Below are 25840 nucleotides of genomic sequence, written 5' to 3' on the forward strand. Positions count from 1 at the left end.
AAGATGCGAATTTTGCGGGTGTGCCGTTAAACACCCCGCGACGTGCGGTTTTTTCACCAGCCGCTTTAGGCTGTCGGGCGTGCCGAATTCAGACCGCCTCTACTTCCGCCAGCTGCTCGCCGGCCGCGACTTCGCCGTCGGGGACATGATCGCCACGCAGATGCGCAACTTCGCCTACCTCATCGGGGACCGGGAGACCGGCGACTGCGTCGTCGTCGATCCGGCGTATGCCGCCGGTGATCTGGTCGACGCGCTGGAGGCCGACGGCATGCACCTGTCCGGCGTGTTGGCGACGCACCACCACCCCGACCACGTCGGCGGGTCGATGATGGGCTTCGAGCTCAAGGGGCTGGCCGAACTGCTCGAGCGGGTCAGCGTGCCGGTGCATGTGAACAGCCATGAGGCCGACTGGGTTTCGCGGGTCACCGGCATCGCCCGCAGCGATCTGACCGCCCACGACCACGGGGATGTGGTCAGCGTCGGCGGCATCAACATCGAACTGCTGCACACCCCCGGGCACACGCCGGGCAGCCAGTGCTTCCTGCTCGACGGCCGGCTGGTCGCCGGGGACACGCTGTTCCTCGAGGGTTGCGGCCGCACCGACTTCCCGGGCGGGAACGTCGACGACATGTTCCGCAGCCTGCAGGCCCTGGCCCAGCTGCCCGGTGACCCGACGGTGTTCCCCGGCCACTGGTACTCCGCGGAGCCGAGCGACGCCCTGTCGAACGTCAAGCGGTCGAACTACGTCTACCGCGCCCGCGACCTCGACCAGTGGCGCATGTTGATGGGCGGCTGAGCTCGAGACTGAACTCACGCAGGCCTGCTCTCGCAGTTGCGCTGCGTGGCTTCAGTCTGGCGGCACGGGATGGTTTCCACTCGCCGGACTGCAGATCCGGCAACGTCGCGCTGTGCGCGCACTGTTGCGTCAGACCCTCCTTATGGACGAGACGATTCACGTCGTTTCCGCACCGGGTGCCACGGAATTCGTCGTCAACACCTCTGCTCACTCAAGAATTCGTGGTGAAAACGGGAAAAGTCCACCCAAAGGTAGTGACACGGCCGTTCAGAACCGGCAAACTGAGATACGGACAGAGTCGTTCATCAGCCGGGGGTTGCTGTGAAGAACATCGTGTTGTGCTTCGACCGCACACAGGACCAATCCGGCCGACGGGCCGCGACCAATGCCGGCGCACTCTTCGCACTCGTCGAGAGTTCGCCGCAACAGCTCACCTGGTATGACGCCGGCGCCGGTGCGCAACCGCGCGGGATGAACGCGTTGAAGTGGCGACAGACCGCCGCCGAGGCCGCCAGGACGAGCGTCGAAGAGGCCTACCGCTTCCTCGTCGACGTCTGGACTCCCGGCGACCAGATCTACCTCTTCGGTGTCGGCCGCGGCGCCTCATGCGCCCGCGAGCTGGCCCGCTTGCTCGCCACGATCGGCGTCTGGCACGACCGGCGCGACCATCTTCTGGACTACCTGCTGGACACCTACGTGCTCCCCCGCACCGAGCGCACCGCCGCCGACTGGGCCCGGGTCACGCGACTGGCCGCCCACCTGACCGGACGGCCCGACCCCGCGGTGCCCGTCCGCTACCTCGGCCTGTTCGATTCGGTGACCATCCCCGGCGCCGCGCGCTCGGCGGCCGACCATCTGCCGAACGTCGCCGCCGGACGGCACGCCGTGGCGATCGACGGCGGCCACTTCGGTGAGCGCATCCGGGCCGTCGAGGAGGTCTGGTTCCGCGGCGCCCACTGCGACGTGGCCGGGCGGCCGGGCGCCTGCTGGCCGCTGGCCGACATCCCGCTGGACTGGGTGCTCGACGGTGCGGTGCGTGCGGGGGTGCGGCTGCGCGGCGGGTGCCGGCTGCCGTCCCCGACGGAGTTCGACGCGCTCGCCGGCAGCAGCCATCCGCTGTCGATGCGCAAACTGCCCGAGGACGCCCGCGTGCACGCCAGCGTCGAGCTGTACGTGCGCGCCCACCCGCAGTACTGGCGGCGGCTCCCGGCGCGGATCGAATGGGCGGACGCCGAATGGCTGGCCCGCGGTGAGCGGCTCGTACCCACCGGTGCGCCGTTGCCGATCGCGCCCGCCACGCCGCGCGAACTGGCCGTCGTGCACTGAGCACAGCCCCTTCCGCTGCCCTCCCGGTCCGTCCTGCGCCCACCTGACCTGCGCGTTGAGCGGTTGTTGAGAACCGGAACCCACGGCGTTGAGCCGATGTTGAGACCGGTGCGGATAGTGGGTGCCCTATCGCGAACCGATCGAGGGGGCACGAATGGAACGGGTGAGAACGTACGTCTACGCCGACGACGCCATCCTGCAGGTCGGGGTCAGCAGCCAGCTTCGGGGCCGACCCGAGATCGAGGTCGTTGAGCACAACGACCTCTCGGACGTCGACGTGGCCGTCGTCGTGGCAGACGCACTCGACGATCAGACCCGCCGGGTGCTGCGTTCGCTGCGACGGGCGTCGGTGCCGCACAGGGTCCTGGTGACCACCGCCGTCGACGACAGCACCGTGATCGCCGCGGCCGAGGTCGGTGTCAACGGGCTGCTCCGCCGCGCCGAAGCCACCCCGGAAGTGCTGGCGCGCACGATCCGCAAGATCGCCGCCGGCGACGGTGTCATCCCCGCCGACCTCCTCGGCCACCTACTCGAACAGGTGGGGCGGCTCCAGCGGCAGGTGCTTTCCCCACGAGGGCTCACCTTCACCGGTCTCACCGACCGCGAGATCAAGGTGCTGCGGCTCATCGCCGAGGGTCACGACACCAGCGAGATCGCCCAGCAGCTCTGCTACAGCCAGCGCACCGTCAAGAACGTGCTCCACGACGTGACCACGCGACTGCAATTGCGTAACCGCTCGCACGCCGTGGCCTACGCGGTGCGCGAGGGACTGATCTGACCCCTGCCCGTTGGGGCACCGCGATCTGCCCCGATGGCGGAACGTCGGCCGGTTCCGCTCCTGCGCCGAACCCGGGACGGTTGATGACGTGATACCCGAGGCGGATCACGCGCTCAAGACGCTGATCGAGCGGGAAGCGCTCGACCCCAACGAGGTCGAGGTGTCCTTCGACGCGCCGACGAAAGAATGGGCGGGACGGCGCAACAACCCCACCGTCGACGTCTACCTCTACGACATTCGCGAGGATCTGCGCCGGCGTGAACGCGGCTGGCTCAACGAATACGACGGCGACCTGATCCGCGCCCGCCACCTGCCGCCACGTCACTTCAAGCTGTCGTATCTGGTCGCGGCCTGGACCCAGCGGCCGGAGGACGAACACCGGCTGCTGGCCGCACTTCTGTCGTGTTTCCTACGCCACGAAGCGCTTCCGCCGGATGTGCTGACCGGTTCGCTGGCCGCGCACGGTGTACCGGTACCCCTGAGCGTCGCGCTGCCGCCGCCCGAGGACCGCTCCTTCGCCGACGTGTGGACGGCACTCGGTGGCGAGCTCAAACCGTCGCTCGATGTCGTCGTCACCGCACCGGCTGACGCCGGGCGCAGGTTCGAGGCCGCTCCGGCGGTGCGACGTCCGATGCGCCTCGACGCCGCCGGGATGCACGGCTGGCCCGCCGGCGAAACCACCGGTCCCCCAGCCGCATCCGACGTTCCGGATGAGCCCGACGACGCGACCCGGGTGCGGATCCGTCGCACCCGCAGCCCCAAGTCGGGGCGGAAGAAATGACGACGGCGACCGCCGACACCAGGTGCCTGCTCGACCGGGCCAGCGCCGTCGAACGCCGCATCCGCGCGCTGATCGCCCACCGCCGCCGGTACGACCCAGCGCCCGACGACCCGTTCCGCGGGCTCTACCTCAGCGACGAGGTGGTCGACACGCTGCTCGACGCACGCCCGCCCGCCTCGGTGCCGCCTCCAGAACCCGGGAGTGCCGACGACTCGGTGCGGCTGAACCGTCTGGCCCGCACCGTCGGATTGACCGAGCAGGACATCGAGATCCTGGTGATCTGCCTGCTGCCGGATCTGGATCCGCGGTTCGAGCGGCTCTACGGCTATCTCAACGACGACGTCACCCGACGACGGGCCAGCATCGGCCTGTCCCTGGAACTGGCGGGAATGTCACCGATGGACGCGACGGCCCGGGCCCGGCTCGCGCCGGGCGCGCCGCTCGTCGACCACTCGCTGATCCTCGTCGAGGACGCCGACCGCCCGTTCCTGACCCGGGCGTTGCGAGTACCCGACCGGGTGACCGCCCATCTGCTGGGCGACGACAGCGCCGATCCTGCACTGACCGGGATGCTCGTCGCGCCGCTCGGCCACCCCAACCGGCAGTCCGCGGAACTGGCCGCTGCTTTCGTTGCTGGACAACGCTTCTGCTACGTCCGCGAACCCGTGGGCTGCACCGCCACGGCCATCGCCACTGACGGACTGCGCCGCGCGGGCCACCACGTACTGTGCTGTGACGCGACCAAACTGCCGTCCGACGACACGCTCGCGCACACCGTCACGGTCCTCTGCCGGGAGGCCGTACTGCGCGAGGCAGCGCTGGTCGTCTCGCCGGTCGAGGCCTTCGGCGTCCGGACCGGGGCGGTCATCGATCGTCTGGCGAAACTGCCCGTCCCGGTCGTGATGAGCGGGGTGGCGACCTGGGACCCGGAGTGGTCCGACGCCACACCACTGCTCACCGATGTCTCGCGGCTGACCGTCGCCGAGCGAGTCACCATGTGGCACAACGAACTCGGCCCGCTCGCCGGAACGGTCGACGTCGGTGACATCGCGGCGCAGTTCGCGTTCGGGCCGCGGCAGGTCGCCGCCGCCATCGCGTCCGCCGAAGCTGTCGCGCGCCTCACCCGGCGGCCGCTGGGTACGGCGGAACTGCGTCACGGCGCGCGATCGCAGAACGCCGCCGGCCTGGAACGGTTGGCCCGCCGTATCGAACCGGCGGTGTCGTGGGCCGATATCGTGCTGCCGACGCGGGTGCTGGCGCAGTTGCAGGAACTCACCGTCCGCGCACGCACCCGCGAGCGGGTGCTCTCGGACTGGGGGATGCGGCCGGGCGGCGGCCGGGGCGGGGGCGTCACCGCACTGTTCGCCGGCGACTCCGGGACCGGCAAGACGATGGCGGCCGAGGTCATCGCCGGCGAGCTCGGCCTCGATCTCTACACCGTCAACCTCGCCACCGTGGTGGACAAGTACATCGGCGAGACCGAGAAGAACCTCGAACGCATCTTCAGCGAGGCCGCACGGGTCAGCGCGGTGCTGCTGTTCGACGAGGCCGACGCCATCTTCGGCAAGCGCAGCGAGGTGCGCGACGCCCATGACAGGTACGCGAACATCGAGAGCGCATACCTGTTGCAGCGCATGGAGACCTTCGACGGCCTGGCGATCCTGGCCACCAACTTCCGCGCCAACCTCGACGACGCATTCACCCGCCGTCTCGATCTGATCGTCGACTTCCCGGTGCCCGACGAGGCCGCCCGCCTCGCCCTGTGGCGGACCTGTCTACGGCCACCGGTGCCGGTGCGCGACGACCTCGAACTCTCCTACTACGCCACCGGATTCGAACTGTCCGGCGGCAACATCCGGTCGGCGGCCATCACCGCGGCCTACCTCGCTGCGGCCGGCGAGTTGCCGATCGGACCGCAGGAGCTCACCGCGGCGATTCAGCAGGAGTACCGCAAGCTCGGGCGCCTGTTGCCGATGGCCCGCGCTGTCGACGCCCAGGTGGCGGGCCGATGAATCGAGTAGCCGACTACTCACGACACTCCGCCCCGGGGTGCTTAGCGTTCGACTGGGTTACCTGACCGGGGGTGGCGGTGCGATGGAGAGTCAACGTGAGGACCGGGTGCGACGACTGGCAGTGATCGTCGCGACGACGAGCGTGGTCACCGCCGGTGTGTACGTCGCGGGCTGCAGCAAGAGTGAATACGCCGATGTCCCCGAGATCATGCTCGAGGCCGCCGCATCCTCCGGTTCGTCTCCGTGGATGGAATCGATCTCCACCGCCGACGTGCCGAGCGCGGTGCCCTCGAGCGCGACGGTCCTGACCGGAGACGCCGACACCGCCCAGACGTTGTCCGGCGCCGAGATCGGCCTCTACGGCGGCACCCCGAACTCGCCGGTGTGCGACCGGGAGAAGATGGACCTGTTCCTCGGCGAGCACCCCGACAAGGCCGAGGCGTTCCGTGAGGTCACCCATGCCCGGGACATCGGCGACTTCCTGGGTGGACTCTCGCCGGTCGTGCTCACCGCGGACACCCGGGTGACCAATCACGGCTTCGACAACGGCGTCACCACATTTCAGTCGGTCCTGCAGAAGGGCACGACGGTCCTCATCGACGACACCGGAGTCCCGGTGGTCCGGTGCGCGTGCGGTAACCCGCTCGCCCCGCCGGCAGCCCTGGCCGCGCCCGTCAGCAAGTTGCGGTTCCAGGGCGACGAATGGGAGGACTGGAACATCAAGAGGCTGGCGGCCGTCCGGCCGGCGGAGGAACCGATCAAGACCTTCGTATTGTCAGATGTGGTTGCGGCGCAGAGCCTTCCGCCCAACGCAGCCCCTCCACCGCCGTTGGCGATCGCACCGGGCGAGCCGGTGCCGTTCGTCGCCACCCCGGAGGTGGTCGAACAGGCCGAACAGACGCTGCGGGCGGAGCAGGCCAACTCAGGTGAGAGCTCCGTGCCCAACGGCGACACGGTGACCGACGACCAGACCTCCGATTCGACCGGCACCGACGACTCATCGGACACCGACACCACGCAGGACACCGGTACCGAGGAGACAGAGGACACCGGAACGGTCACCGAATCCCCGGCCGGCGAGACCGGCGACGTCCCTGCCGTCGACGAGAGCGACACGCCCGTCGTCGACCCGGCCCTGGCGCCCGACGCGGATGGCGAGAGCCCGGTCGAGGAGCCCACCGAACCGGTCGTCGCCACCGATCCGGCCGCCCTGCCCGCCGAGGACGCCCCCGGCGCCGAGGTCGTGCCACCCGTGATCCCCGTGCTACCGCCGATCACCGAGTACCTCCCCGAGATCACCGACATCCTGCCGACCAGTGAACTGCCCGCCGCACCCTAGGAGAGTCGCGATGTCCCGAACCCGACGCGTCACCAGTCTCCTGGCCGTCACCGCGCTCGCCGGCGCGCCCAGCCTCATCGCTCCGGCATGGGCGGGCGCCCAGCCGGACGGCGGGTCCAACACGCGCGCAGCCGATCTCATCACTCCAGCGATCGTCTACGTGGAAGCCAGAGTCACCGGCACCGTCGTCGACCCACAGCAGCAACACCAGCTCAACGACGGCGCCCCGTTCCAGCGGACCCTGCGCTGCACCGGATTCGCGATCACACCGGACGGATACATCGGCACCGCCGGTCACTGCGTCGATCCCGAGGAGAACCGGAAGGCCATCGTGATCAGCGCCGCCGAACAGCTCTCCGGCGGCGATGTGTCCCGGGAGAACCTGGAACGGCTCGGCGCCGATCAGTGGATCGTCGAGGGCAAGGTCCCGGGTGCCGGACCCGATCAGGAGATCGTGGTCTCGGGGGCGGGCCAGCGTGAAAAGGTCGACCCCATCCCCGCGAGGGTGGTGAGTTTCCGGCCGCTGGGACAGGGAGACGTGGCACTGCTGAAGGTGGAACTCGACGAGAACTCGATTCCCACCGCCGAGCTCGCGCTCGACACCACACCGCAGGTCGGCGACAGCGTGCTCGCGGTCGGCTATCCCGAGAGCACACAGGGCGTCACCGACTACACCCTCGAACCGACGGTCAAATCGGGCACCATCAGCGCGAAGCAGACCTGGAAGACCCAACCTCTGTTCCAGGTCAGCGCGCCGATGACGAAGGGGATGAGCGGCGGGCCGACAGTCGACCAGGAGGGCCGCGTACTCGGGGTCAACAGCTTCATGCCGTCGAACGAAGATCAACCGTTCAACTTCATCACCCCGGTGTCGGGTTTCAAAGAGCTTCTCGGACAGGCCAATGTGACGCCGGAACTCTCCCCCGCCGATGAGGCCTACCGGGAGGGGCTCGACAACTTCGAGGCCGGGAAGTACTCCGAGGCGATCGAGAACTTTGGTACCGCCCTGGCGATCTCGGGCGACTACCCGGGTGCGCGGGAGAAGCAGCGCGAATCGGTCAAGCTGCGCGCCGAGCGTGGCGACGCGAGTTCCGGGCCACCCACGTGGGTGCTGTTCGCTGCCGGGTTGGGCGCGCTCGTCGTGGTGGGTGGCGGAGTGCTGGCGTTCCTCTACATGCGACGCAACCGCGAGCCGGCGCTGGCCGGTGTCGGCCCGTCGCCGCATCAGCAGTCCGCTTCGGGCGGTGGGGGCCCGGCCGGTCGCCCGCCCGCGCCGACCTCGCCGGCGGGCTCCGCGCCCAGCGCTCCGTCACTCGATTCCAGCCAGACCGCCTGCAAGAACTGTGGTTTCGGTATGGAGCCCGGGATCCGGTTCTGCCCCAGGTGCGGCAAACCGCAGTCCTGATTGCACTTCGCGCCGACTCGAGCGTGGCGGTGATTTCCTCAGAGCGGCCACCGACGTCGCCGGCCGCTCCCCGGTGGAGGGGTCGTTTTGGATGCTGTGCTGGTTTTCGACACCAGGGCTGTGAATCGGCGTGCCGGAGGGCGATTGACGACCCTGGTGTCGAGAACGAGCCTAGGGCGGGAGAAGCGATGCCTGCCTCAGACCCAGCCGGGGCGGCGATGCTGGACCGAAGTGGTCACCTCCCGCATCGGCAACGTCACAGCCGGCCGAGCAGACCCCCCGCGGCGCCGATCAGGGCCCCGGCGCCGATCAGATACGCCCCGTACATCGGCCCGCCCGTGCTGACCTGGCTGCTGACGTACACGAAGTAGCCGATCAGGGTGGTCGCGATGAGGACGGCGGCCGACACGGTCGCCTTGCCACCGCGGCCGGCCAGTCCGATGGTCATCATGACCGCCATGAACAGGATGGCCGCGCGGATCGCGGGTTGCGTTCGTTCGACGTCGTCGGTCGCCGAGCCGATCCTCGGCAGTTCGGTGATCCAGTAGTCCGGCAGGTTGATCATCCACGGAGTGAACGTCCCCACGGCGACGGCGATACCACCGAGCAGCGTGAGCACGGCCCGTACGATCGGGATCCAGTTCGACCCCGACTGCACGAGCGTGCCGTTGCGCGTGACGGATTCGACTCCATCGGACGCCTCGACCTGAAAGGTGCGCGTCACTTCCTTGCCCCGCGGCGGCTTCGGCGCGGACACGCTGAGCCAGGCCGCGGTGGAGCCGCCGGGCGGGATGTCGAAGCGGTCAGGGGCGAAGGAGAACCGCATCATCCGCTCCTGGTCCCAGGCGAACAGGTTGGCCTGCAACCATTGTGACCGGTCGTGGTTCTCCAGCGTCACCTGATACGTACCGTTGGTGCGGTCGCGGCGCCGGAGCGTCTCCGGGTGCAGCCGCAGCTCGGCGGTGAGGATCGGCGGCTGAGAGGTGACCTGGGTGAAGGTCCCGCCGGTTTCGCTTTCCCGGGTTCCCTCGGCCGCGACGACGGTGAAGTCGCGCAACGTCTGCTCCCCGGCCGGCGGCTGCTTGGCGGACACGCTGAACCGTAGGGTGGCCACCTTGCCCGCCTTCACCTCGACCTCCGGCGTCGGGAAGGTGAACCGGATGGCGTTCTCGGGGTCGCGGCCCTCCAACCGCACCGCGCGGTCGTGCTTACCGTCGCTGTTGTCGATCAGCAGGGTCAGGTCGGCGACCGGACAGTCCTCCACCCGGAGTTTGCTCGGCTGCAGACGCAATTTGAGCGGCAGTGTCGCGGACTGCTCCTGCTCGACGGTCACCACAGCGCTGTCCGATTCGTCGCCGTCGGTGGCGGTCACGGTCAGTTGACGGGTACGCCTCTCCCCCTCGTCGAGCGGGGGGACGTCGAAGCGCACCTCCACCGTGGACGATTTGCCGGCGGCCACTTCCTCTGTCGGAGAGACGAAGTGAAATAGCACCGTCGCTTCGGGGTCCGTGCCGCTGAGCACGACGCGGCGTGCGTGGTTACTCGCCCGATTGTCCAGGATGATCTGGAACTTGCCCGATGTCTCGTCCTCGACGCTGACGACGGTCGGTCGTGCAGTGATCGACACCTTCGGCCCGCTCGGTGGAACCACGAGCGCTACCTGGGTTTCCGCGAACTTGGCCAGGTCACGCAGTGAGCAGATCCGCAGCGGCACCTTCACCGTCTGCGCCTCGACGAAACTGCCTGCGCGCATGGAGAACGTCACCTTGACGGATTTGTTCTCCCCCGGCATCAGCCGGATCTCGGGCTGCTCCACCACGAGCCACTCCGGAGGATCGACGGGGTCGACACGGTAGGCGTCGACGATCGTGGAACCGTTGCGGATGCGGATCTCGACGGCGCCGGCCGTGTCCGGAGAGACCGATGCCTCGGTCGTCGCGAGCTCGACCTGTGGCGGCTGCGCACGGTTGTCGTCCGGGGACGGTTGCACCGGACCGGGTTCGGGCGCTGGCTGCGGGTCGAGGAAGGCGTCACAACTCTTGCAGAACCGCACGTCCGCGGCGTTGAGCGTCCCGCACTCTTTGCATTTCTGGTCAGCCATGATGATCGCTCCTCTGACTCCGGGGCCGAATGTCAGGACTTCTTTCTCTTCTTCTTCGGTGTGATGTTCGGGGTGCGACCCTCGTTCAGGTCGCTGACGACACCGGTGAGGATCCTCATGACATCGGCGACTTGCGCGTTGGCAGCCTGCTCGATCTGCCCTTTTACGGGTATCGGCGACTCCGGCGAGCCGGGAGGTCCCCTGCGTACACCGTTCAACCGGTTCTCATTGAGCACTGCGGTCACTGTGCGTGTCACCGCATCGCGTTTGGCCTCGCCCACACGATCAGTTATGTCGTGGAACACGTTCCGAACGCCGGAGGCGGCGTATCCCATGATGTCGCGGTCGCCGCTCGAACCACCCTGGCCTTGTCGCATATCGGCGATCATGGTGCGGGCGAGGTCCAGGTTCCTCGCAACGCCGTCGGCACTCACTCTCGCCGCAAAACTCTCCCAAAGCGGTTTGTCGCCTTGGGTCTTCTCATCTGCCGCCCCCTTGTAGATGAGGATCGTCGTTTGCTTGTCATCTTCGTGGCCGCCACGGCCGGGAGCGACGAGCCCGACTATCTCCCAGAGACGCTTACCCACCGCAAATGGCAGGATGTGCTCCTTTTCCATCGCCCACACCTCGGGCGCACCTCGATAGTGGGTTCTCCTGACAGATGACCCGAGATTCCCGTATGGAGCCATCGTCCCGATTCCAGGTGCGCTGGCCTGAGGGTCCTTGTTCTTGGACTTCCGCATCCACTGTCGAAGCACCCTGATGATGTTCCTCAACGGTGCCCTCGCCGCTCGCTTCTTCGCGCTCGGTGAGGTCTCTGCAGCTATTGCACTCTCGTACGCGGCATAGGCGGCAACCACGCCCGGGTCTTTGTGCTTGCTCAGTGCGGTGGGATTGTTTGATGCCACCGTCAACGCGGTCGACTTCCCCGACGTGTAAAGCTCGTGGGTCTCACCGTCGACCGTGAACTTCTCCTTGACTGTGAAGAAATCCTTGACCGCCTCCGCCTTGCCCTTCACCCATTTCTTCGCGGCATCGGCCTTGCCTTTGACCCACTTCTTTCCGGCGTCGACTTTGCCCTTCACCCAGGCCTTTCCGGCGGCGACCTTGGCCTTGACCTTCTTGCCGATGCCCTTCAGTCCGCGGATGATCGGACCGGCCAGTTTGAGTCCCTGCTTGATCACGAAGTCGATGGCCTTGTTCACCGGCTTCTGCAACTTGGCGATGATTTCGCGGATCTTCTGCCCGATTCCGCCGAGTCCGATCGCACTGGCCAGGAAGCCGATCAGGATCGGGACCATCTGGCCGAGTACGTCTTCGATCTTGTTGACCACACCGCTGACGTTGCCGCGCACGATGTCGGCCACCGAGTCGATCACGGTGTTGACGAACTTCATGATGCGTTCGGCGTTGTTGACGAAGAACATCACGATGTCGTAGATCAGCTTGCAGGCTTTGATGAACGCTGCGGCGGGGTTGAGCAACCCGATCAGCCAGGTGATGCCCGCGGTGATGATCCTGGTGATGACGAAGTCCTTGACCTGCTCGAGGATCATCTCCTTGATGTCGCCGAGTTTCTCGATCAGCATCTGCCACAGGGCCGCCACGCCGCCGGTGGCGATCAGTTTGAAGATCTCGACGCCCTTCTCGATCGCCGCCATCGCCGGTTCACCGATCTGCTTCACCAGACGGTTACGGATGTTGGCCCACGTCAACCCGAACAGCGATGCGAGCAGTTTGATGATGCCCTTGAGATCGAAGGTGTCCGGCAACTCCACGCCACCTTCGGCGAGTGCCCCGAACAGCCAGCCCATCAAGCCCTTTCGGAGATGGGTGAGGATGTTGTCCTTGAACTTCAGGATGCCGCCCTTGACACCCTCGATGAGGTTGGACAGGAACGCGACCGGGTGTTTGATGATGTCGCCGACCACCCCGGCAACCCGGGCCAGGACGTTCATCAACATCGCGGCGAGTTGACGGATCGTGTTGATGATCGCCTTGATCGCGCCGATGGCCTTGTCGACCAGGCCCTTGTTCTCGGCCTGCAGCTCTTCGATCCGCTCGTCGAGACCCTTGCGGGCGTCGACGTACTTGGTCGCCAACGTGTCGACGACCGCCTCCTGCTTGGCGTTGACGTCGTCCTCGAGTTGGGCGAACTTGTCGTTGATCTCCTTGGCCGCGGTGTCCCCCACCTTCTGCAGGTTGGCGGGCAGACTCTTGACGTAGGAGGAGATCTCGGCCTTACCGGCAGCGATCCGTGCCTTCGCGGCCGCGAGGTCCGCGCCGACGATGTCGGCGACGCGTGAGATGACGACGTCCATCTTCTTCAGATACAGTTCGCGGCCCGCGGTGTAGAAGGTGTTCACCTTGTCGGGCATGCCGAACAGCTTGTCCTTGGCCCACCTCCAGCCGCCCAGCCATCCGCTGTACCGGTCCTTCTTGTACGCCGACATCTTCGCCGCGACGAAGGACTCGAAGGTCTTGCGGGCGTCGGCCTCCCCCTCTTCGAAGGCCTTGTCCACCTTCGGGTCGATTCCGTCGAGGATCTTCTTGACCGCGGTCTCGGTGGTGGCGTAGACCGACTGCACCTTGGCGGTGACCTCGGCTCGCTTGGCTTCGTCCTTCGACTTGGTCTTGCCCTTGTCGGCCACCAACTTCGCCAGCGCCGCCGCCTTGCTGCCCTGCATGCCGGCCACGCCCTGCTTGGTCACCGCCGCCGCCTCGGCCTTGTTCTGGCCGATGACGTCCTGTTCCTGCTTGCGGAACTCGCCGGGAGCGGTGTCGGCGTGCGCGGCGGCGGCCTTCTTGTCCGCCAGCGCCTGCTGGAAGTCGGGCTCATTGGACTCGGCGAGCTGCTTCTCGCTGACGTCGGCGCCGGCCATCTCGTCGTCGGCCTGCCGCTTACCCGCGGCGAGGTTGAGCTGTTCGGGTGGTGCGGGTTTCGGTGCGGCCCCGGTGGCCGGGATCGTCACGGGCGGGCTCTGGGTTTCGGGCGACATCGGCGTCACCGGTTTGGGTACCGCCTTCGACGTGTCGGGGGGCGCGTCGGTCGCGCTCTCGACGTCCTTGGTCTGGCCCTCCTTGCCCTGGGTGACCAGACCCTTGACCTCACCCTTGACCTCGCCGGCCTTACCGCCGCCAGCCTTGGCCTGGGAGTCGGCCTCCTCCAGTGTTTTCGGCGACTTCGCTTCGATCGCCGCCTTGACCGCGGCGATGAACGCCTTCTTGTCGAAGGTGCCCGCCGGTTGGGCATCCATCGTGTCGACCTTGGCCGCCTTGGCCTGCCCTGCCACGTCGTCGCTGGGCGCCAGCGCCGCCCCCTGCGCCTCCTTGGCCTTCGCCGCTGCCTGCGGATGGGACTTCTTCTCCCGGGCGAAGCCTTTCACGCCGCCGGTGACCTGTTTGAACGCCGGATCCGCGTGCGGACTCACCGACTTCGGCGGCACCGGCGGCTGCAGCAGTTGGTCAGCCGACAACGCCGACGGTCCCGCGGGGCTTCCCGCACCGCCCGCACCGGCGGGTGCGCCGCGCGTGCTCCCCTTCGGCGCGGCGGGTCCGACGCGTTTGGCCGCGGCCTTTCCCAGGGGGCTGACGGCGGGCGTCCGTTTCGGCGGGGGAACCTGCTTCTTCGCCGGCACCGACCCCGGGCCGAAGCCGGTCACCGTCGCGGCCAGCGCCGACGCCGGCGGCTTCGGCCCCTCGAGTTCGACGGGTATGCCGAGCTTCTTCGCGGCCTTGAGCCCCTTCTCGACGATGTTGACCGCGGGTTCCTCTCGGCGCGCCTCGCTCAACGCGGCGTCCAACGACGAACGCGCCTCACTGTCAGGACCTTTGAACTTCGCCGCGAGCAGCGCGTTGACCGCGGCGTTGCCAGCGCTGCGCTGCAATTGGATCAGCACCCCGGCCGGACGCGGCCGGGCCGCGGCCGTGGTGCGCTGTCCTGCGGTCAGCGCGTGGCCGACGGCTGCCCTCGCCGAACCCGCGGTCTGTGTCATCGGTTACGCCGTCTCCTCCTCGCCTTCTTCCTCGGCGCGCTGCACGAATGTCTGTGCGGTCTCCTCTTCTTCGTCACCTTCACGCTGGACCGACGGGGTGTCGCACCCGTCCGCACACCGCTGGACGTCGGGCGGGCGGGCCGGCGCCGGTGCGGCCATCAGACGGTCGGCATTGGCGACGGCATCGCGCTCGAACCGGTCGGACGGGTCACTGACCTTCACCCCACCACCCGCCTCCGTGCCGTCGACGGGACCGCTGCGCTGTTGAACGACATGGGTCAGCTCGTGGGCCAGCATGTGCTTTCCGGAGTCGGATCCCGGGTCGTACCTGTCGCGCTGGAACACGATGTTCGATCCCACCGTGTATGCCTGTGCGTTGACCGATTTCGCCGATTCGTGCGCAGCACCGTCGGTGTGGACCCGGACGTCGCCGAAGTCGTGGCCGAACCGGCCCTCCATGTCGGCGCGGACGTCGGACTGCAGCGGGCTGCCGCCGCCGGAGTTGACCACATCGTGGACCGGCGAACGCTCCTCCTCCATCAGGGCCGCGGTGCTCCCGTTACCGACCGCGCGTTGCAGACCGGCCACCCCGCGTGGCCCGGCCGCGGCCAGCCGGCCCGAGAGGGCGGCGCGGAGCGCGATGGACGATTCGGACTCCTCGAGCCGGGACGCCTTGGGCCGCAGGCTGGACTCGAGGCTCTGATCGGTGTCGTGGACGTGCATTTCCGCCTCACTTCCTGCTGACGTGATGTTGCAACGATCCACCGCCCCGCGGCGTGGGGGAAGACGCGGAGGCGTGGCCGTTCGGGCACTTCGGAGTGCCCGAAAGGGCAGACGCCGGTCCGGTCTGATCGGGCATTCACCGATGCCCTGTTGACCGTCCCGCCGCCTCTGCCACCGCCACCGGTTCGCGACCACGATCGTGGTGCCAGCCCACCAACTCAGTGAGGAGGCACAATGCCGACCTACCTGTCGCCGGGTGTCTACGTCGAGGAGATCGACTCCGGCTCACGACCGATCCAAGGCGTCGGGACGGCGGTGGCGGCCTTCGTGGGCTTCGCCGCGAAGGGGCCGATCAACGAGCCCACGCTCGTCACCAACTGGACCCAGTTCACCAACATCTTCGGCGGTCCGATCGAGAATGCCTGTCTGGCGCAGTCGGTGTTCGCGTTCTTCCAGAACGGTGGCGGGAAGGCCTACATCGTCGCCATCGGCGACGAAGCCGGTCGGAACGGCAACACGACCAGTAACCCCGCCCTCGAGTCGGCGCCACAGGCCATGCTCGGCAAGGGCTTACGCGTGCTGGCCCGCGATACCGGGGCGCCGTCCAACAGCCTCAAGGTTCGTGTCGTCGAATCCCAGAAGGACGATGACGGCCAGCAGACCCGCCTGCAGGTGGATGTCCTGCGCAATGACGAGCCGATCGAGCACCACGACAACATCACCACCACGCGCGGCAAGACTTTCGTCGTGAGCGTCGTGAACGCCGCCTCACAGCTGATCAAGCTGGAGCCGGTCAGCGGGCAGTCCCTCGACGACCTGCAAGCCGGGATGGAGGTGGCCCTGGCCGCACCGGCACCCGTGGACGTGGCGCCGCCGGAACAGCTCTCCGCCGAGGACTACGTCGGTGACGTCACCGAACGCAGTGGTGTGGCCGGACTCGAGGCCGTCGACGAGATCACGATGCTGTGCATGCCCGACCTGATGACGGCCTATCAGCGCAGCGCCATCGACCTGGAGACCGTGCAGTCGGTGCAGCTGAAGATGATCGCGCACTGCGAACTGATGGGTGACCGGATGGCGATCCTGGACTCGCCGCCCGGGATGAACGCCCAGCAGGTCAAGGAGTGGCTCGTCGAGAAGGCCAACTACGACTCGAAGTACGCGGCGCTGTACTGGCCATGGGTCAGCACCGGCAACGGATACCTACCGCCGTCGGGTTTCATCGCCGGCATCTGGAGCCGCAACGACGACACCCGCGGTGTCCACAAGGCGCCCGCCAACGAGATCGTCCGCGGCGCGGTCAAACTCGAGTCCAACATCACCAGGAACGAACACGACCTGCTGAACCCGGCGGGTGTCAACTGCATCCGGTCGTTCCCCGGCCGGGGCATCCGGGTGTGGGGCGCCCGCACGCTGTCGAGTGATCCGGCCTGGCGCTACCTGAACATCCGGCGGCTCTTCAACTACCTGGAGGAGTCCATCCTGGAGAACACCGACTGGGTGGTGTTCGAGCCGAACGACGACGCGCTGTGGGCGAAACTGCGGCGCACCATCAGCGCGTTCCTGGTCAACGAGTGGCGCAAGGGTGCGTTGTTCGGCCAGACACCCGACGAGGCGTTCTTCGTCAAGTGCGATGCGGAGACCAATCCGGCCGAGGGTATCGACGCCGGTGAGGTGGTCTGCCAGATCGGTGTCGCCCCGGTCAAACCTGCCGAGTTCGTCATTTTCCGGCTCGCCCAGTACTCCGGCGGGACCAGCCTGGTAGCCGAGTGACACCGCACGAATCGACACCGAAAGTAGGGACACACCATGGCTCTGCCCGAAAACGACAGCTCCGTAGGCCATTCGTTCGGCCTGGAGTTCGACGGCATTCAGATCAAGGCGATCACCGAGGTGACCGGGCTGAAGATGGAACAGGACGTCATCGAGTACAAGTCCAACACCGCGGCCGACGGCAAGTATCTGGTCAAGAAGCTGCCCGGTCGGTGGAAGGCGGGCGAGTGCACGCTCACCCGCCCGTTGACCGGTGACCAGAGCTTCGACAAGTGGGTGAAGGACTCACAGCTGGGCAAGATGGGCAACGCCCGCAAAGGCGGCGCGATCGTGGTCTACGACTACGAGGGCAAAGCCGTCAAGCGGTACAAGATCACCGCGGCGTGGCCGAAGAGCCTCGAGATCAGCTCGCTGAAGGCCGGTGACACCAGCGTGCTCACCGAGAAACTCGTGTTGACCTACGAGAAGTGCGAGCCCGAGGGTGCGTAGAGGACCCGCCCTCGCCGTCTCCGACGCCGTTGACCACGAGGCGCCGGGGGCACCGGACCGCGAGCTGCGCACCGAGTTTCCGTTCACCCTGCCCCGCGGCTACGTCGACGGGAACCGAGAGATCCACCGGCACGGGGTGATGCGATTGGCCACTGCCCGTGACGAATTGGTGTCCCAACGCGACGACCGGGTGCGCGAGGATCCGCGCTACCTCAGCGTCGTGCTGATCGGCCGGGTGGTGGAGCGCCTCGGCGGGATCGAGGACGTCCACGCCGGCGTGATCGAGAACCTGTTCGCATCCGATCTGGCGTTCCTGCAGGACCTCTACCGGCGGGTGAACCAGGACGGCCACACCCAGGCGGCGGTGCGCTGCCCGGGGTGCGGCAACGAGTTCACCGTCGACTTCGCCGGGAGCCGCCTGGGGGAATCGTGACGTACGGGACCGAGCACTTGCACGAGGAGGTCTCGTACATCGCCTACCACCTCCATTGGCCGCTCGATCAGTTACTGGATCTCGAGCACCAGGACCGGCGGCGCTACCTGCGTCTGGTCCAGAACCTCTGCGCGCAGAACAGAAACGGACGGTGAGCGATGGCAGGACCGGTCCGGTGGTGGCCATGGCGGCGACCGCGCCCGACGCCGGCGGAGACGCCGGCGCCATCACCTGATCCGCGTTGGCATGCGCTGGCGCCGATACAGCGGACCGTCGACGGCATGACTCCGACGGCCCCACTCGACGGGTTCTCCGCCTCCCTGACCACCGCACAGAATCCTGCGCTCACCTCCTCCGCCGCGATGCTGGCGACCGGGCACGCGTCGTTGGCGATCCTCGGCACCGGTGACCCACCGACCGCGCGCGCGCCAATCAATGCGGCTGTGCCGCAGAACCGTTCGTGGCAGCGGTCGGTGAGCCTGCCCCAGCGGATGCTGCCCGCCCCGCCGGTTCCTGTTCAGCGAAGCCCGGACACCGCGCCACCGATGACCCCGGACGTCGTCGGCGCCGCCGATCCCGTCGAGATGGCGCCAACCCCGTCGATCACCGTGGCCGAGCCTGCGCCCGGGAACACGCCGCTGACCCGGGCGCCGGAACTCGGTGAGTACCGCGAGGTTCCCGTCGTGGTACCACAGTCGACCGCCACAGGTGTCACAGCCGACCACGCGCCCGCCGAGCCGGCCCGCCACGGGCAACCCGTGCGGTCCGCCCCGCCGGTGCAGCGACTCGAAGGCTCGGCCACCCCGACCGCGATACCGGATACCTCGGTGCAGCCACCCCCGGTCCAGCGCGCGGAGACCCCAGTGACGCTCTCCGGCAACGCTTCCCATCGATCCACCGACGCCGGCCGCAACATCGTCGCACGCAGCGCACCGGCGCCGCCTCTCCCGTCGGCACTCCGAGCCATCACGGAGTCGGAAGCCACCGGGCCGTCCGTGATCCCGGCACCGGTCCTCGACGACCCGCCCCCGGGCCGGCCCGTCCCCGCCGTGACCGACCTTACGGACACCGCCGAGGCCCCGGCCGCAGCGCCGCCTCCACTCGACGTCCAGCGGTCCGCCCACAGTGAGAGCATCACCTGGTTCTCCCCCGACGACCCCGTTCGGCTTCCACCGACCGCTCACCCGGTCGCCGTCGGCCGCCCCCAGGCGGCGGCGCCCGCCGTCGCCGTACAGCGCGTGTCCCCGCGGCCACCGACCGCGCAGCCTGCTCCCGCCGTCCCCGCGCGTGAATGCCCGCCGGCGACCACACCGCTGAAGCCGCCGCCCCCGGCGCCGCCGGCCGTACAGGTCGCCACGGCGGTTGTGGCACAGCGAGTCCGCCGCCATGAGCCGACGGAGACCGCCGCCGTCGCTGCCGCACAACGTATATCGGTCAAACCGGTTCCCGAGCCGACCACACCCCCACCGCCGCCGCCCGCGGTCGAGGCACCGCACATCCGGACCGATGCGCCCACTGCGACCGAACCCAAGTTCGCTGTACAGCGCGTCGCGACACCCGCGCGCCCAGCGCCCCCCGTCCCCCTCCCTTCCGTCGGCACACCTCGAGCGCAGCAGGGTTCCGCGGTGGTTCGGTCCGTCGTCCCGGAAGTGCAGCGCGCCGTCTCGCCGGCCACCCCGGAACCCGCGGTGGCCCCGGTCCCGCGCAGGCTCGTTGTCCTGCCCCCGCTGCGCGCACCTGTCCATCCGGTCACGCGCTCCCCCGACACGCCGACGGTGCAGCAGATCGCGGAGAGCCCGGCGCCGGTGCCGTTGCAGCGCATGTTCGAACACACCGCCGCACCGCCCGGCCCGCGTGACCGGCCCTCCGCCGCGACGCCGTTCCCGCCGCCCCCATCGGTCACGCAATACGACGGATACACCGAGGTCAGCTTCGACCAACACTCGGTGCAACGCGACGCCGACCCGCCCGAGAGTCCCGATCCGCCAGACGAACCCGCGCTACCGCAGGCTCCGCTGACGGCCACACCCGCGGCATCCCCGGCCGCCACCGGTGGCGTGCCGGCGGCGGGCGGCAACATCGACGAACTGGTCAACCGCCTCTACGACCCGCTGGCCGCGCGGCTGCGTTCGGAGCTCTGGCTCGACCGGGAACGGGCCGGCGTCCTGATGGACCTGCGCCGATGACAAGGGAGGACCGATGAGTGGAGACGCCGCCGGCGACAACGACGAACCCTGGGTGGGTGTGTGCTTCGCGGTCGAACTCGACAAGGAGTCCATCGGCACGTTCTCCACCTGCGAGGGTCTCGGGCTCGAGGTCGTGATGGAACAGCGCGAGGAAGGCGGCAACAACGCCATGGTCTGGCAACTGCCGACACGGATGAAGTTCAGCAACATCAAACTGTCCCGCCCCGTCGGGCGGGACAGCGAGAAGCTGATCAAGTGGATATCCGCCGCGCTGGGCGGGATCAAGCCGACCACTGCGGTGATCAAGGCCATGCGCTCCGACGGCGAAGCGATCGCCACGTGGTCCCTCGACGGCGTCGTACCGGTCCGCTGGACCGGTCCCAGCCTGAACCTGGACTCCCCGAAGGTGTTCACCGAGACCCTCGAGATCGCCCATCACGGTTTCCTCCCGGGCGGTAAGGGCTGATGACCGCCATCGCGCTCACCAGTTCGGGTAAGCCGGCCAACATCTCCGACAGCACTGTCGTCAGTTCGGCCAACCCGTCGTACGATCACGCGTCGATCGACATGTACGAGGCGACCGACGCCCCCGGCGGCAGCAAGCGCGGATCCCCGATCGGCAGCATCGCTTTCCAGTTCAACCCCAAAGAAGTGACGATCAGCAAGTCCGCGAAGTGGGAGCGGAAGCCGGTCAAAGGCGCCAAACAGGCTGGGCCGCCGGAGTTCAGCGGCGCCGACCCCTGCAAGCTCACGCTCGAGATGTTCTTCGACGCCACGCTCAAACACACCGACAGTGTCGTCGACGCGGTGGAGAAACTGTTCAGTTGTTGTGTGCCGGTGGAGAAATCGCGCAACGCGAAGAAACCGATGCCGCCGCTGGTGGTCTTCAAGTGGGGCAACGTCACGAGTTTCCCGGCCTTCGTCACGCAGGTGAGCGCGAAGTACACCCGCTTCGCCCCGAACGGTGTTCCCATCCGAGCGGTCTGTTCGGTCAACCTCGAGGAGATGCCCGCCGAACAGAGCAAGCAGAACCCGACCTCCGGGGTGTTCAACGTCGACCGCGCCCACACCATGATCTCCGGCGACACACTGGCTCTGGTGGCCTACCGCGAGTACGGCAACCCCAACATGTGGCGCGCGCTCGCGGACTACAACCGGATCGACGACCCGATGCGTATCGCCGCAGGCACACCGATCCTTCTCCCGCCCGCCGAAACCCTGGCGAGGTGAGCCGCGATGACCAGCACCGCCACCTTCCTCGTCACCTTCGACGACCAACCGCTGCCCGCCGACGTGACGGCGCTGCTGGCGTCGGCGTACGTCGACTTCAGCCTGCGGCTGCCGGATACGTTCATGCTCCGGTTCCGCGATCCCGGTCGCATCGTCGTCGACAAGTCGAAGGTACGGATGGGCACCAAGGTCAAGATCTCCGTCGCCACCGACTCCACCCCAACCCCCGAACCGCTGCTGTCCGGTGAGGTCACCGCGGTGGAGGCGGTGTTCGACAACACCGGATCCTTCACCGCGATAAGGGGATTCGACCCGACACATCGGTTGTTCCGGGGGAGGCACACCACCTCCTACACACAGATCACCGCCTCCGACGCGGTGACGCAGGTGGCCCAGCGCGCAGGACTGACACCGGGCCGGGTGGACTCCACCCCCACCGTGTTCGACCACCTCGGCCAGTGCGGGCAGACGGACTGGGAGTTCCTCGACACAGTCGCCCGTCGCGTGGGGTTCGAGCTGAAGATGCGGGAGGACAAACTCGATTTCAGCGCACGCCAACCCGCCGAGAAGGCGCCCTCGCAGGCAACGCAGACCGCCAACCCTCTGGTGTTGCGGTTGGGCACCGACCTGCTGCGGTTCCGCGGCGTCGTCACCGCCGCAGAGCAGGTCGCCAAGGTCGAGGTGCGCGGCTGGGACGTGGCGCAGAAACGCAAGATCGTCAGCACGGTGCCGGCGGGCACCACCAGCGTCGAACTGCCGACTCTGACACCGCAGAACATGGCGAACGCGTTCGGTGACCCGACCTACGTCGCCTCGGATGTCGCCTATCGCACTCAGTCCGAGGCGGATTCCGCCGCCGGCGCGCTCGCCGAGGAGATCGGCAGCTCGTTCGCCGAAGTCGACGCAGTGGCCCGCGGCAACCCGAAGTTACGCGCCGACGTCAGTGTCATGATCGAGAACGCGGGAGCCCCGTTCGACGGGAAGTACACGATCACCACCGCACGGCATCGCTACGACGTCAACAGCGGCGGGTACACCACCGCGTTCTCGGTCACCGGCCGCCAGGAGCGCAGCCTCTACGGACTGGCCGGGGGCGGCGGTCACGCACCGGGCGGTTTCGGCGTCGTCATCGCCCTGGTCTCCGACGCCAACGATCCGGCCGGGCAGGGGCGGGTGCGGCTGACATTCCCATGGTTGTCCGACGAGTACGTCAGCGACTGGGCACGCACTGTGCAGCTCGGCGCCGGCAGCTCCCGCGGCGGCCTGATCCTGCCGGAGGTCGGAGACGAGGTGCTCGTCGCATTCGAACAGGGTGACCCCCAACGGCCCTACGTACTCGGCGGTCTGCACAACGGAACCGACCTGCCCGACGCCGCGGGACCCAGCGTGATCGACGGCGGGTCCGGTGCGGTGAACCGCCGCTCGCTGGTGTCGCGCCGCGGCCACCGCATCGACCTGTTCGACGACGAGGGCCGCTCCGACGGCGTCACCGCCGCCACCGGCGACGGCAAGTTGCGGGTCGCCCTCGACGCGGCGGGCAGCCGGATCGACGTGCACAGCGACGGCACGGTGACGGTCACCGGGACCCGGGGTGTGGTCGTCGACGCCGCGGGCGACAAGCTCGAGTTGAAGGGCCGCGAGATCAGTATCACTGCCGCTCAGAGTGTTTCGGTGAAGGCGCCCTCCATCAAGGTGACGGCCGACACCACGGCGACGGTGTCCGCCTCCGGACCCACGGTCATCCAGGGCGCCCCCGTGAAGATCAACTGAACGGAGAACATGTCGATGCCTCCAGCCGCCAGGGTCGGCGATCCGACCGGTCATCCCGGGATCATCACCGGTCCCGGCGTGCCCTCCGTGCTCCTCGCGGGAAAACCGGCCGCCGTCGTCGGCGACATGCACACCTGCATGATGCCTCCGCCGGCAGCCCACCCGCCGACCCCGCTCGTCGGACCCGGTTGCCCCACCGTGCTGATCGGCGGCCGGGTCGCCGCCGTGGTCGGCGACCTCGCCGGCTGCTCGGCGCCGATCCTGCCGCCCGGCGCGGTCAACGTACTGATCGGAGGGTGAGCATGTCGATCGATTTCGTCGGCGCCGGCTGGAACTTTCCGGTCGACCTCGACGCCACCGGATCCGTGGCGCTGGCCACCGGCAGCCGCGACATCGAGCAGGCCATCCAACTGATCCTGTGCACCTCACCGGGTGAGCGACCGATGCGTCCCGAATTCGGCTGCCGCATCCACGATCACCTGTTCTCGCTCACCAACGAGGCGACGGCCGCGGCCATCGCCAACGACGTCCGGGCGGCACTCGAACAGTGGGAGCCGCGCATCGATGTGGTGAACGTTCGGGTCGGTTTCAGCCAGACCGAGTTCGGCACCTTCTACGTCGACGTGCACTACCGGATCCGCGGCGACAACGACGACCGCAACCTGGTGTTCCCGTTCTACGTCATCCCCGACGAGCCTCCGCCGCTCACCGGATCCACTCAACCAGTTCTGGGAGGCGGCTGACATGTTGCCCGCTCCGCGACTCGACGACCGAGGCTTCCAGGATCTCGTCGACGACGCCCGCCGTCGCATCCGCCGCACCTGCCCCACGTGGTCGGAACACAACATCTCGGATCCGGGTATCACCCTGGTGGAGACCTTCGCGATGATGCTCGACCAACTGATCTATCGGCTCAACCGCGTTCCCGACCGCCACTACGTGAAATTCCTCGAACTGCTGGGTTTGGAACTACGCCCACCGGGAGCGGCTCAGGGCGAGGTGACGTTCTGGCTTTCCGCACCGCAACCGCAGACCATACGGGTCCGCGAGGGCATCGAAGTCAGCACGGACAGAACCGATCTCGAGGAGCCGGTGGTGTTCTCCACCGCCGAACCCCTCGACATCGTCCCGTGCACGCTGCAGTCGGGTCAGGTGGCCACCGTATCCGCGGGCGGCATCCCGGTGGACCGGTCGAACCCGACCACCGGCGCGGGCTTCCCCTGTTTCTCGGCGATGCCGACCCCCGGCGACGCACTGTTGATCGGGTTGGACAAGGCGGTGCCCCGCTGTGCGGTGCTGCTGCGGATCGTGTGTCAGGTCTCCGGTGTCGGCGTCGACCCCACCGATCCGCCGTACGTGTGGGAGGCGTGGACCGAACCCGGCGGGTGGAAACCGTGCGAGGTCGACCGCGACGAGACGAAGGCCTTCAACCAGCCCGGCGACGTCATCCTCCACGTTCCCAAGGGGCACACCCTCGCCTCACCGGAAACCCTGGCGGGCACGCGCCGAGGATGGCTGCGCTGCCGGTTGCTCGAACCGTCCCCGGGACAGGACACCTACAGCGAGTCACCGCTGATCAACTCGATCACGGCGGCCACCAAGGGCGGCACAATCCCGATCGTGCATGCCCGGGTGATCCGCGACGAGGTCGTCGGAGTCTCCGACGGCACACCGGCGCAACGCCTTCCACTCAAGAACCGCCCGGTCCTGCCGTGGGCCGGAACCACACTGTCGGTGGTCCGCGACGGCGCTGCCACCGAGTGGCATCCCGTCGAGAACTTCGCCTTCGAGAAACAGGACAGCCAGAGCTTCCACATCGACGCCGTCGACGGCGAGGTGGTGTTCGGGCCCGCGGTCCGTGAGGCGGACGGCTCACTGACCCAGTACGGGAGGATCCCTCCCAAGGGCGCCACACTGAAGATGACCGCCTACCGGACGGGCGGCGGCCCGGCGGGCAACGTGCGCAAGGGCGCCATCCACGTCCTCAAGACCAGCGTGCCCTACGTGTCCCGGGTCGAGAACCGGCGCGCGGCGGCCGGCGGCGCCCCCGCCGAAACCATCGAGGACGCCAAGACCAGGGGACCTCTGCTGATCCGTTCGCGCGGAAGAGCCGTTACCGCGGAGGATTTCGAGGAGCTGGCCCGTGAGGCGGCGCCGGGCATCGCGAGGGTGCACTGCCTGACACCGTCGAGCCCCGCCGAGGCCGGGCTGATCCGGCTGCTGGTCGTGCCGAACGTGTCCAGCGACGCGTTGGGCGCCGTCCGCAGAGAGGACCTCGATCTGTCCGACGACACGAAGGCGCGCATCAAGGCCTATCTGGACGAGCGCAAGCTCGCGGGTACTCACGTGCGGGTGAAAGCGCCCGCCTATCAGGGGCTGACGATCGTCGCGACACTGGCGGCGCTGCCAGGATACCGACGAGACCACCTCCGCGATGATGTGCTTCGCGCGCTGAACCGCCTGCTGCATCCGCTCACAGGTGGGCCGGACGGCACGGGGTGGCCGATCGGGCGGCCTGTGCAACGGCACGAACTGGCGGCCGCTCTGGCGTGGACTCCGGGGGTGGACATGTCACGGGAAGTCGTGCTCGACCTCTACCCGGCCGACACCACTACGGGCGCGCGCGGCGACAGGGTCGACAAACTGTTGCTCAACCCCGATGCGTTGGTGCTGTCGCACCGGCACAAGGTCCAGGTGAGCTGA

The 25840-nt window shown here is 68.0% G+C and carries 21 protein-coding genes; 18 read left to right on the forward strand and 3 right to left on the reverse strand.

Annotation, left to right across the window (positions count from 1 at the left end; translation table 11 throughout):
* Positions 1-79: 79 nt before the first annotated feature.
* The 7 genes from G6N49_RS18560 (at position 80) to G6N49_RS18590 (ending at position 8437) form a co-directional block, all read left to right on the forward strand.
* Positions 80-796: an MBL fold metallo-hydrolase gene (locus G6N49_RS18560; protein ID WP_083044927.1), complete on the forward strand. Its 717-nt coding sequence runs from the start codon at positions 80-82 to the stop codon at positions 794-796.
* A 321-nt stretch (positions 797-1117) separates the two neighbouring features.
* Positions 1118-2122, forward strand: coding sequence for a phospholipase effector Tle1 domain-containing protein (locus G6N49_RS18565; protein WP_083044926.1), 1005 nt, complete (start codon positions 1118-1120; stop codon positions 2120-2122).
* A gap of 154 nt (positions 2123-2276) precedes the next feature.
* On the forward strand, positions 2277-2900 hold the full coding sequence (locus G6N49_RS18570; protein WP_011854747.1) for a response regulator transcription factor: 624 nt from the start codon (positions 2277-2279) through the stop codon (positions 2898-2900).
* Positions 2901-2988: 88 nt separating this feature from the next.
* Positions 2989-3681 carry a Pvc16 family protein gene (locus tag G6N49_RS18575; RefSeq protein WP_064916204.1) on the forward strand — a complete coding sequence of 231 codons (693 nt, stop codon included), beginning with the start codon at positions 2989-2991 and terminating at the stop codon, positions 3679-3681.
* Positions 3678-5693 carry an ATP-binding protein gene (locus G6N49_RS18580; RefSeq protein WP_083044925.1) on the forward strand — a complete coding sequence of 672 codons (2016 nt, stop codon included), beginning with the start codon at positions 3678-3680 and terminating at the stop codon, positions 5691-5693. The genes G6N49_RS18575 and G6N49_RS18580 overlap by 4 nt, the downstream gene beginning before the upstream one ends.
* A 37-nt stretch (positions 5694-5730) precedes the next feature.
* A complete protein-coding gene (locus G6N49_RS18585) occupies positions 5731-7032 on the forward strand; it encodes a DUF6777 domain-containing protein (RefSeq protein WP_133056646.1) in 1302 nt (433 codons plus the stop codon).
* A gap of 10 nt (positions 7033-7042) precedes the next feature.
* Positions 7043-8437 (forward strand): trypsin-like peptidase domain-containing protein, encoded by a 1395-nt coding sequence (locus G6N49_RS18590; protein WP_083044923.1) that lies wholly within the window; start codon positions 7043-7045, stop codon positions 8435-8437.
* A gap of 256 nt (positions 8438-8693) precedes the next feature.
* Here the strand turns inward: G6N49_RS18590 and G6N49_RS18595 are convergent, their stop codons facing one another.
* From G6N49_RS18595 to G6N49_RS18605, 3 genes are read right to left on the reverse strand one after another with little or no spacing between them, the layout of a single operon-like run.
* Positions 8694-10538: a COG1470 family protein gene (locus tag G6N49_RS18595; RefSeq protein ID WP_083044922.1), complete on the reverse strand. Its 1845-nt coding sequence runs from the start codon at positions 10536-10538 to the stop codon at positions 8694-8696.
* 32 nt (positions 10539-10570) lie between these two features.
* Positions 10571-14533, reverse strand: a complete 3963-nt coding sequence (locus tag G6N49_RS18600) for a phage tail protein (protein WP_011854741.1) — start codon at positions 14531-14533, stop codon at positions 10571-10573.
* 3 nt (positions 14534-14536) lie between these two features.
* A complete protein-coding gene (locus tag G6N49_RS18605; protein ID WP_011854740.1) occupies positions 14537-15256 on the reverse strand; it encodes an eCIS core domain-containing protein in 720 nt (239 codons plus the stop codon).
* Positions 15257-15490: 234 nt separating this feature from the next.
* On the opposite strand from G6N49_RS18605, the gene G6N49_RS18610 reads away from it, so the two are divergent.
* The 11 genes from G6N49_RS18610 to G6N49_RS18655 all read left to right on the forward strand — a co-directional run bounded on the left by G6N49_RS18610 (position 15491) and on the right by G6N49_RS18655 (position 25840).
* Positions 15491-17029, forward strand: a complete 1539-nt coding sequence (locus G6N49_RS18610) for a phage tail sheath family protein (RefSeq protein ID WP_011854739.1) — start codon at positions 15491-15493, stop codon at positions 17027-17029.
* A gap of 36 nt (positions 17030-17065) precedes the next feature.
* Positions 17066-17518 carry a phage tail protein gene (locus G6N49_RS18615; RefSeq protein ID WP_011854738.1) on the forward strand — a complete coding sequence of 151 codons (453 nt, stop codon included), beginning with the start codon at positions 17066-17068 and terminating at the stop codon, positions 17516-17518.
* Complete coding sequence (locus G6N49_RS18620; protein ID WP_011854737.1) at positions 17511-17951, forward strand: hypothetical protein; 441 nt, start codon at positions 17511-17513, stop codon at positions 17949-17951. Before G6N49_RS18615 ends, G6N49_RS18620 begins: the two co-directional genes overlap by 8 nt.
* Positions 17948-18106 carry a DUF6760 family protein gene (locus tag G6N49_RS29215; protein WP_165760722.1) on the forward strand — a complete coding sequence of 53 codons (159 nt, stop codon included), beginning with the start codon at positions 17948-17950 and terminating at the stop codon, positions 18104-18106. Before G6N49_RS18620 ends, G6N49_RS29215 begins: the two co-directional genes overlap by 4 nt.
* 126 nt (positions 18107-18232) lie before the next feature.
* Positions 18233-20137 carry a hypothetical protein gene (locus G6N49_RS18625; RefSeq protein WP_041924978.1) on the forward strand — a complete coding sequence of 635 codons (1905 nt, stop codon included), beginning with the start codon at positions 18233-18235 and terminating at the stop codon, positions 20135-20137.
* A 13-nt stretch (positions 20138-20150) separates the two neighbouring features.
* Positions 20151-20603, forward strand: coding sequence for a phage tail protein (locus G6N49_RS18630; protein ID WP_011854735.1), 453 nt, complete (start codon positions 20151-20153; stop codon positions 20601-20603).
* Positions 20603-21367 (forward strand): CIS tube protein, encoded by a 765-nt coding sequence (locus G6N49_RS18635; RefSeq protein WP_011854734.1) that lies wholly within the window; start codon positions 20603-20605, stop codon positions 21365-21367. Before G6N49_RS18630 ends, G6N49_RS18635 begins: the two co-directional genes overlap by 1 nt.
* Positions 21368-21373: 6 nt before the next feature.
* Entirely contained in the window at positions 21374-23137 is a 1764-nt protein-coding gene (locus G6N49_RS18640) for a VgrG-related protein (RefSeq protein WP_011854733.1), read from the forward strand.
* Between the two features lie 9 nt (positions 23138-23146).
* Positions 23147-23437 carry a PAAR domain-containing protein gene (locus tag G6N49_RS18645; protein ID WP_225891898.1) on the forward strand — a complete coding sequence of 97 codons (291 nt, stop codon included), beginning with the start codon at positions 23147-23149 and terminating at the stop codon, positions 23435-23437.
* A gap of 2 nt (positions 23438-23439) precedes the next feature.
* Entirely contained in the window at positions 23440-23880 is a 441-nt protein-coding gene (locus tag G6N49_RS18650; RefSeq protein WP_011854731.1) for a gp25 family contractile injection system sheath assembly initiator, read from the forward strand.
* Between the two features lies 1 nt (position 23881).
* Positions 23882-25840: a putative baseplate assembly protein gene (locus G6N49_RS18655; RefSeq protein WP_011854730.1), complete on the forward strand. Its 1959-nt coding sequence runs from the start codon at positions 23882-23884 to the stop codon at positions 25838-25840.

The sequence above is a fragment of the Mycolicibacterium monacense genome (assembly GCF_010731575.1).
GTDB classification, from domain to species: Bacteria; Actinomycetota; Actinomycetes; order Mycobacteriales; family Mycobacteriaceae; genus Mycobacterium; species Mycobacterium monacense.

Coding starts and splice junctions, on each gene's coding strand:
- G6N49_RS18640 (WP_011854733.1), top strand. CDS start 21,374: ATGACCAGCACCGCCACCTTCCTCGTCACCTTCGACGACCAACCGCTG.
- G6N49_RS18650 (WP_011854731.1), top strand. CDS start 23,440: ATGTCGATCGATTTCGTCGGCGCCGGCTGGAACTTTCCGGTCGACCTC.
- G6N49_RS18655 (WP_011854730.1), top strand. CDS start 23,882: ATGTTGCCCGCTCCGCGACTCGACGACCGAGGCTTCCAGGATCTCGTC.
- G6N49_RS18635 (WP_011854734.1), top strand. CDS start 20,603: ATGACCGCCATCGCGCTCACCAGTTCGGGTAAGCCGGCCAACATCTCC.
- G6N49_RS18625 (WP_041924978.1), top strand. CDS start 18,233: ATGACTCCGACGGCCCCACTCGACGGGTTCTCCGCCTCCCTGACCACC.
- G6N49_RS18570 (WP_011854747.1), top strand. CDS start 2,277: ATGGAACGGGTGAGAACGTACGTCTACGCCGACGACGCCATCCTGCAG.
- G6N49_RS18610 (WP_011854739.1), top strand. CDS start 15,491: ATGCCGACCTACCTGTCGCCGGGTGTCTACGTCGAGGAGATCGACTCC.
- G6N49_RS18580 (WP_083044925.1), top strand. CDS start 3,678: ATGACGACGGCGACCGCCGACACCAGGTGCCTGCTCGACCGGGCCAGC.
- G6N49_RS18605 (WP_011854740.1), bottom strand. CDS start 15,256: ATGCACGTCCACGACACCGATCAGAGCCTCGAGTCCAGCCTGCGGCCC.
- G6N49_RS18600 (WP_011854741.1), bottom strand. CDS start 14,533: ATGACACAGACCGCGGGTTCGGCGAGGGCAGCCGTCGGCCACGCGCTG.
- G6N49_RS18645 (WP_225891898.1), top strand. CDS start 23,147: ATGTCGATGCCTCCAGCCGCCAGGGTCGGCGATCCGACCGGTCATCCC.
- G6N49_RS18615 (WP_011854738.1), top strand. CDS start 17,066: ATGGCTCTGCCCGAAAACGACAGCTCCGTAGGCCATTCGTTCGGCCTG.
- G6N49_RS18630 (WP_011854735.1), top strand. CDS start 20,151: ATGAGTGGAGACGCCGCCGGCGACAACGACGAACCCTGGGTGGGTGTG.
- G6N49_RS18595 (WP_083044922.1), bottom strand. CDS start 10,538: ATGGCTGACCAGAAATGCAAAGAGTGCGGGACGCTCAACGCCGCGGAC.
- G6N49_RS18590 (WP_083044923.1), top strand. CDS start 7,043: ATGTCCCGAACCCGACGCGTCACCAGTCTCCTGGCCGTCACCGCGCTC.